The sequence below is a fragment of the Longimicrobium sp. genome (assembly GCF_036280135.1).
GTDB lineage: Bacteria > Gemmatimonadota > Gemmatimonadetes > Longimicrobiales > Longimicrobiaceae > Longimicrobium.
In genome coordinates this window covers 1-6,770 of sequence record NZ_DASURI010000645.1, presented here as the reverse complement: position 1 = coordinate 6,770, position 6,770 = coordinate 1, and the positions used below count along the sequence as shown (strand labels likewise).

The following is a 6,770-nucleotide window of genomic DNA, read 5'->3' as shown; positions in this document are numbered from 1 at the left end:
GCCGAACACCTCGCGCGGCAGCCGGTGCGACATGGTGTTGATGGTCAGCACGGGGTTCTCCGTCCACGCGGGGTACACGGCAAAGCGCTCCTCCACGTGGTCGTGCCCGCGCAGCAGGCGGCGCACGGGGCGGCCCAGCCGCGCGGCCACCGCGCAGAACGCGCTGAAGTCCTCCCGGCCGAACTCGCTTCCCCGCGTGGTGCGGTTGGGGATACGCTTGCGGGCGCGCGGATGCGCGCGCAGCCACACGAAGTCCTGCAGCACGCGCGGGTCGTTCCAGTTGCCCTCGGCCGCCAGCGTCTCGTGCAGGTCCGTGTGCGGCACGCCCCCGTGCACCACCAGCAGCCCGTCCGGCAGGAACAGCGCGCGGGGCGCCCGCTGAAAGAACCGGATGATGACGTGCCCCAGCCGTGTCACCAGCGGATCGGACGCGTTGGCGTTCAGCCAGTCGGTAAAGTCCGACGGCAGCACGCTGGACTGAAAGCGGCCGTCCGCGTACGCCAGCGCCTCGTCGTGGTTGCCGGCCAGCACCGTCACGCGCGCGGGCCCGTCCAGCAGCAGCTCGAACACGCGCAGCACCACCTGCGCCGCGTGCGCGCCGTCGTCGAACAGGTCGCCCAGGAACACCAGCCGCGCGCCCGGCCCGCCGCTGCGGTCCACGTGCTGCAGCGCCGCCTCCAGGGCCAGCAGGTCGCCGTGCACGTCGCCCACGAACCACACGTCGCCCAGGGGCCAGTCCTCGCCCACCTGGATGGCGCGGTCGCCGGGGCCGGCGGCGTACTCCTCGAACGCCAGTCCCAGCGGTCCCCCGCCCTCCAGCCGCTCCTCCATCCGCGCGATGATGCGCTCGGCCCGGTCCGCGGACGGCGGATTGGCCACGGCGGCGCGGACGGCGTCCCAGTCCAGCTCGCGCACCTCCAGCACGCTCGCGGCGGGCGTCTCGCCCGTGGACGGGCTCGGCGACGGCGCGGACGGGGCTGGCTCCGGCGTGCCTCCTCCCGGCGGCGTGGCGGGCGCGGGCTCCGGCGGCGCGCCGTCCGTCCCCGCCCCGCTCCCCTCCGTTGCCAATCCAGATCCCGCGGCAGACTCGGCGAATCCCGGCGATTCGACTGATCCAGCAGATCCTGTTGATCCGGCGGATTCCGTTGCGCCCGCCGATCCGGTCGATCCGGCGGATTCCATCGGGCCGGCCGATCCCGCCGATTCAGTCGATCCGGCGGATTCCGTCGGGCCGGCCGATCCCGCTGATCCCGGCGCTGCAGCCGATCCCGCCGCATCCACCGATCCGCCGGACGGCGCGGCCGATGGGGCACCATGCGTCGGCGGCGGGGCGGATGCGGGGTCCGGCGCGGCGCCGGGCTGCTGCTCGTCCTGGTTTTCCGTCACGGCTCGTTCTCCACCCGCAGCCGCAGCCGCGTGGGGCCGATGGTGATGACCGCGCCCGGTTCCAGCGGCGCCGGCGCGGTACCCAGCGCGGCGCCGGTCAGGAACGTGGGGTTCTTTGCCCCCGGCGCCGGGGCGAGGCTCCACCCGCCCCGCACCGGGTCGCGCGCCAGCAGGAACTGCGGATCCGTCGCGTACACGTGGTCCTCGCCCGCGAAGGTCTCCAGCAGCTGCTTGCCGATGGCCGTGTCGATGCCCACCGCCAGTCGCTTGCCCGTCGCCTCGGCCACGAGCGCCAGCCGGCCGGCGGCCCGCACAAAGCCGCACGCCTCGCACACCGTGACGGCGTCGTTCTCGTGCACAAAGCCGCACTGCGGGCACTTCCACGCCATGGCCGCGCTCAGGCCGTGCGAACGGTGAGCGGCAGCCGCGCGATGCCCTTCTCGGCGCGGCCCACGGCGATCACGTCGCCCTCGTGCAGGGGCTGCGGCCCGGTGACGGGGGCGCCGTTCAGCAGTGTCTCGTTGGTGGTGCCGGGCTCGGGCACGATCTGCCACGCGCCGTCGGCGCCGCGCTCCAGCGTGCACTGCTCCGTGTCCCACACGTTGCTGTCCTCGCCGAACTGCCGGACGATGTGCTTGCCCAGCGGCGTCCGCACGGCCAGGCTCATCGTCTGCCCCGACTCGCCCACGAGCTGGATGCGCTCCGCCGTCAGCGCTCCGCCCGCCGCGGGCGCCGCACCAGCTGCCCCAGCATCGGCCGAAGCAGGAGCCGTGGTCCCCGCATCCGCCGGCGTGGTCGTGCCCGCATCGGCCGTGGCTGCACCCGCGTCCGCCGTCGTGGCCGCGTCAGTCGCCGCCGTGCCCCCCGCGCCTGCATCAGCCGATGGGGTGGCGGTCGCGCCTGCATCCGTGGCCGACGCATCGACCGGTGCCGCATCCGCCGAAGCCGTTCCCGCATCCGCCGAAGTCGTTCCGGTCGATGCCGCATCCGCCATCCCGGTGCCGGTCGCGCCCGCATCCGGCGTGGTCGCGTCAGCCAACGTTGTCCCCGCGTCCGTGTTGGTCGTCGCGCCATCCACCGGCGTACCGGTAGCCGCGCTCGCATCCGCCGAAGCCGTTCCGGTCGATGCTGCGTCAGTCGAAGCTGCATCCCCCGAAGCCGTTCCAGACGATGCCGCATCCACCGAAGCGGTTCCGGCGGCCGTGGGATCGGTGGACGACCCGGCGCCCGCATCCGTCCCGCCCGTCGAAGCCGCGGCGGGGGATTCGAGCGTGGCGTCCGGATCGCTGGCGACCGGCGTCGCGCCCGCGGACCCAGCGCCCTCCGTCGCCCCGGACGTGCCGGCGGATGCGGATGCGGATGGATCACTCGCGATCGGCGTTCCGGACGTGCCCGTCGGCTCGGAGCCTGCCGGCGTGCCGGACGCGGCCGATGAATCCGTCCCCGCGCCCGCCCCGGACGACGCGCCTGCCGCCGTACCGGCGCTCCCCGCGTCCGCCGGGCTCCCGCCCGACGCCGCGCCCCCCGACGCCGCATCTGCCCCCGTCGCGGACGTGGGAGACGTGCCCGCGTCCGCGCTGGCTGATCCCTCCGTCGCGGACTGTGCCGGCGGCGACGGCGCGTCGGCGTTCTTGGGGGCTTCCGCTCCGGGTTGCTTCTCGGTATCGCTCACGGTGCATCCTCCACGCGCGGTCCCATCCCTGTCGGCGTGATGCACATCACCACGCCCTCCCTGTCCCGCGGCGCCGTCCGGGCGCCGTCCTCGATCCACGTCGTTCGTACGCTCACCCCGGACGGGCGGTGAGCGGCAGCTTGGCGATCCCCTTTGCCGCGCGGCCCACGGCGATCACGTCGCCGTCGTGCAGCGGCTGCGGCGAGGTGATGGCGGCGCCGTTCAGCAGCGTCTCGTTGGTCGTGCCCGCGGCCGGCGTGAGCGTCCACGCGCCGTCCTGCCCGCGCTCCACGACCGCCTGCTCCGCGTCCCACACGGCGAAGTCCTCGCCGAACTGCCGCACCATGTGCTTGCCCAGCGGCGTCCGCACGCCCAGCGCGATGGCGTGCCCCGTCTCGCCCACGAGCTGGATGCGGTCCGCGCGCAGCGGCGCGCCCCGCGATGCGGGCGCGGCAGTCGGGGGAGGCGGAGGCGCAACGGGCGGCGCATCCGTCGTCACGGCCGGCCCGGGCGTCGGCGCGGGCGCGGGCGGTGCCGCGGGCTCCGGCGTAGGCGCGGCGCCGGGCGCGGGCATTGGCGCGGGCGAGCTCGGCGGCGGCGCAGCAGGCGCGGCGGCCGGAGCCGGAGTCGCTGGAGCCGATGCGGCCGGAGCAGCGGACGCGGACGACACGGCGCGCCCGGTGAGGACGTCGCGCACCTCCTCCGCCGTGGGGCGGTCCTGCGGGCGGGGCGCCAGGCAGCGGCGGATGATCTCCGCCACGGCCTCGTTGGTGGCCGGCCCGGGCATCTGCCCGCCCAGCACGGGCAGCGGCGCCTCGTACGCCAGCGCCTTGCGGGCGTATTCCGTCTGGTCCTCGCTCCAGTACGGGTGCCGCCCGGCCAGCAGCTGGTACAGCATGAGCCCGCAGGTGAACACGTCCGACGCCGCGCCCGGCACCGCGCCGGCCGTGAAGTGCTCCGGCGACCGGTAGTTGTCGCTGCCCACGTAGCCCTGGTGCCCGTGCCACGGCGCCGGCTCGTCCGTCAGCACGCTGAAGTCCACGTCGATGAGCTTGAGCTGGAACCCCGCGGCGATGGACGGGTCCTCGACCAGGAACGCGTTGTCGGGCTTGAGGTCCGCGTGGGCCACGTTCACGCGGTGCAGCGTGTGGATGCCCGACATGAGCACCTTGGCCCAGATCACGTGCCGCTCCCACATCGTCGCGTTGAACGGCGGGGCCGGCGCGCGTCCGCCGTTGGCCGCCGCCTCCTGCTCGAAGATGCCGCCCAGGTCCGCGCCGTTCTCCACGAACTCAAAGACCTGGAAGTAGTTGCGCCCGCCCCACACCGCCTCGAACGCGTCCAGCGCGCGCACGCAGAAGTTGCGCGCGGGGCTCTCGGCGATGCGGCGGTTGAGCTCCTTCTGGTAGCGCACGTAGCCGCGGTACCACTCCACCGTCACGGCCGGCGACTTGTACTGCTTGAAGAACACCCGCTGCCCGGACGGGGCGCGCGCGCCGTACGAGATGGCCATGGCGCCGGGCCCGAACACGTCGGTGATGGTGTAGCCGTTGATCTCGTCGCCGGGCTTGAGCTTCTTGGCCATGGATGCGGTCGGCTGGTACGGACGGACGGGCGCGGCGTGCCCTCACGCCGCGCCCGGCAAGGTGCCGCGCCCTACAGCGCGATGGTCTCAGCGGACTTGGACACGCTGGCGGCCAGCTGGCGCAGCGTGTTCTTGAAGTTGGTGGGGTCGCTGGTGAACTGCACCAGCGCCTCCTGCGGGTTGAGCCCCGGGTAGGAGATGGCTTCCCACTCCGACTTGTCGATCTGGCTGAGCTGGTCGTAGCCCGGCATGTCGGGGGCAAACAGGCTCAGGATGATGCGGTTGTTGATGATGACGTTGGTCACGTCCTGCACGCCGCCGCCCTTGGCCTCGGGGATGCTCATGGCGGGCTTGAACGAGGCGTCGGTGAACACCACCACCACGCGGGCGGCCTCGCTGCGGTAGCGCCAGCGGTTGGGGTCGGTGCCCTGGGCGCCTTTGTCGGTCTGGCCCATGTTGGCCACCTTGAACAGGGCGTCCAGCAGCGACTCGGGCTCGTCCTCGCCGCCCTCGGCCGTCAGGCCGGCCAGCTGCGCGCGCAGGGCCTCCACGTCGGTCACGAACGGGTTGTCGATGAACGGCTGCGGGTCGTGGTCAAAGTCGCGGTAGCCCACGGCCTTGGCGCGCCAGTCGCGCACGGGCGACACGTTGTTGCCCTCGCCCTTGCTCAGCGACTCCACGAACGTGCCGATGTTGGTCTTGAGGGCGTCGATGGCGGGCGCCATGCTCCCCGAGATGTCGATCAGGAAGACGATGTCGGCAACGCCCCGGGTCTTGGTCTGCTGCTGGTCCATGCGATCGCTCTGCCGTCCTGGTCCGTGACGAGTGAGGTGATGCGAGGGGCGGCCCCCATGCACGTTCCAGTCCGTCCCGCGGCGCAGAACGTTTGTTCCAGCTCGGGAAAAGCAACGGATTTTCTCACGCAGAGCCGCAGAGGACGCAGAGTACTTCGTCGCGCGATGAAGCCGCAGGACCGGGGTTACGGTCCTTTACGTGCGTGCATAGTTTATGGGGAAGGTCCTTTGGAGGAGATGATCGTGCAGATGAAACCCCGATCCGACGCGCAGCCGCTGCGCTCACCCGCCCTGGAGCGGTGTGTGGACCCGGAGGTGCTGGACTGGTACCGCCTGAGCCCGCAGGAACGATGGACGGAGAGCATGCGTCTCTGGAACACCTTCTACCTGCTGGGAGGCCGGCTTGAGCCTGAGTCCGATACCCAAAGTCCTTTCCACGATCCGCGCGCACGGCGTCGAAGCCCTGCTCATGGGCGGACAGGCGTGCGTGCTGTACGGCGCAGCGGAGTTTAGCCGCGACGCCGACTTCGCCGTCCTCGCATCCCCCGAGAACCTCGACCGCCTTTCGGCCGCGCTCGCCGAGCTGCAGGCAGAGGTCATCGCCGTTCCGCCGTTCGAGTTTCAGTACCTGGAGCGGGGCCACGCCATCCATTTCCGCTGCAGGCATCCCGAGACATTCGGATTGCGCGTCGACGTCATGGCGCGTCTCCGCGGCATTGATCCGTTTCCCGAGTTGTGGTCGCGCCGGACCACGTGGGAGCTGCCCGAGGGGTTTCAGGTTGATTCCCTGTCCCTGCCCGACCTCGTCGCCTCCAAGAAGACACAGCGGGACAAGGACTGGCCGATGATTCGCCGCCTCGTCGAGGTGAGCTACGACGAGGGCTTCTCCTCTCCGACCCCGGAGCAGGTAACGTTCTGGCTGACGGCGCTCCTCACACCCGAGCTGCTCGACGAGTGTGTCCGGCGCTTTCCCGCCGAAGCCGGGAAAGTCGCTGAGTTCCGGCCTGCCATCGCGGCCGCGCTGGCGGGGGACATGAACGCGGTTCGTGATGCGCTCGCGGTGGAGCAGGCGCGTGAACGCGAGCTGGATCGCCAATATTGGGAACCGCTGAAAGCCGAGTTGGAAGCACTCCGGCACCAGCGCGTCCGCGACGCCTGATCCTCGAAGCAACTGATCATTGTCTCACGCAGAGCCGCAGAGGACGCAGAGTACTTCGTCGCGCGATGAAGTACTCTGCGTCCTCTGCGGCTCTGCGTGAGAATGCAGTTCTACGAGCTCTGCAGGATCACGGCACCCGGCCCGGGCAGCGCGAGCTTGCCCTCCGGAGACAGC

The 6,770-nt window shown here is 71.8% G+C and carries 6 protein-coding genes; 1 reads left to right on the top strand and 5 read right to left on the bottom strand.

Going from position 1 to position 6,770, the window contains the following annotated elements; genetic code table 11:
* The 5 genes from VFZ20_RS20985 to VFZ20_RS20965 all read right to left on the bottom strand — a co-directional run.
* A partial coding sequence (locus VFZ20_RS20985) for a metallophosphoesterase family protein (protein ID WP_329685900.1) occupies positions 1 to 1,068 on the bottom strand: 1,068 nt, incomplete at its 3' end.
* 314 nt (positions 1,069 to 1,382) lie between these two features.
* A complete protein-coding gene (locus tag VFZ20_RS20980; protein ID WP_329685899.1) occupies positions 1,383 to 1,775 on the bottom strand; it encodes a hypothetical protein in 393 nt (130 codons plus the stop codon).
* Between the two features lie 8 nt (positions 1,776 to 1,783).
* A complete protein-coding gene (locus VFZ20_RS20975) occupies positions 1,784 to 2,425 on the bottom strand; it encodes an FHA domain-containing protein (RefSeq protein WP_329685898.1) in 642 nt (213 codons plus the stop codon).
* Between the two features lie 745 nt (positions 2,426 to 3,170).
* Complete coding sequence (locus tag VFZ20_RS20970) at positions 3,171 to 4,643, bottom strand: serine/threonine protein kinase (protein ID WP_329685897.1); 1,473 nt, start codon at positions 4,641 to 4,643, stop codon at positions 3,171 to 3,173.
* A gap of 71 nt (positions 4,644 to 4,714) precedes the next feature.
* On the bottom strand, positions 4,715 to 5,437 hold the full coding sequence (locus VFZ20_RS20965) for a vWA domain-containing protein (protein ID WP_329685896.1): 723 nt from the start codon (positions 5,435 to 5,437) through the stop codon (positions 4,715 to 4,717).
* A gap of 403 nt (positions 5,438 to 5,840) precedes the next feature.
* Between VFZ20_RS20965 and VFZ20_RS20960 the strand changes: the two genes are divergently transcribed.
* A complete protein-coding gene (locus VFZ20_RS20960) occupies positions 5,841 to 6,596 on the top strand; it encodes a hypothetical protein (RefSeq protein WP_329685895.1) in 756 nt (251 codons plus the stop codon).
* Positions 6,597 to 6,770: the final 174 nt, after the last annotated feature.

Excerpts from the sequence above, each read along its gene's own strand:
- VFZ20_RS20970 (WP_329685897.1), bottom strand. The coding sequence starts at position 4,643 with ATGGCCAAGAAGCTCAAGCCCGGCGACGAGATCAACGGCTACACCATC.
- VFZ20_RS20980 (WP_329685899.1), bottom strand. The coding sequence starts at position 1,775 with ATGGCGTGGAAGTGCCCGCAGTGCGGCTTTGTGCACGAGAACGACGCC.
- VFZ20_RS20965 (WP_329685896.1), bottom strand. The coding sequence starts at position 5,437 with ATGGACCAGCAGCAGACCAAGACCCGGGGCGTTGCCGACATCGTCTTC.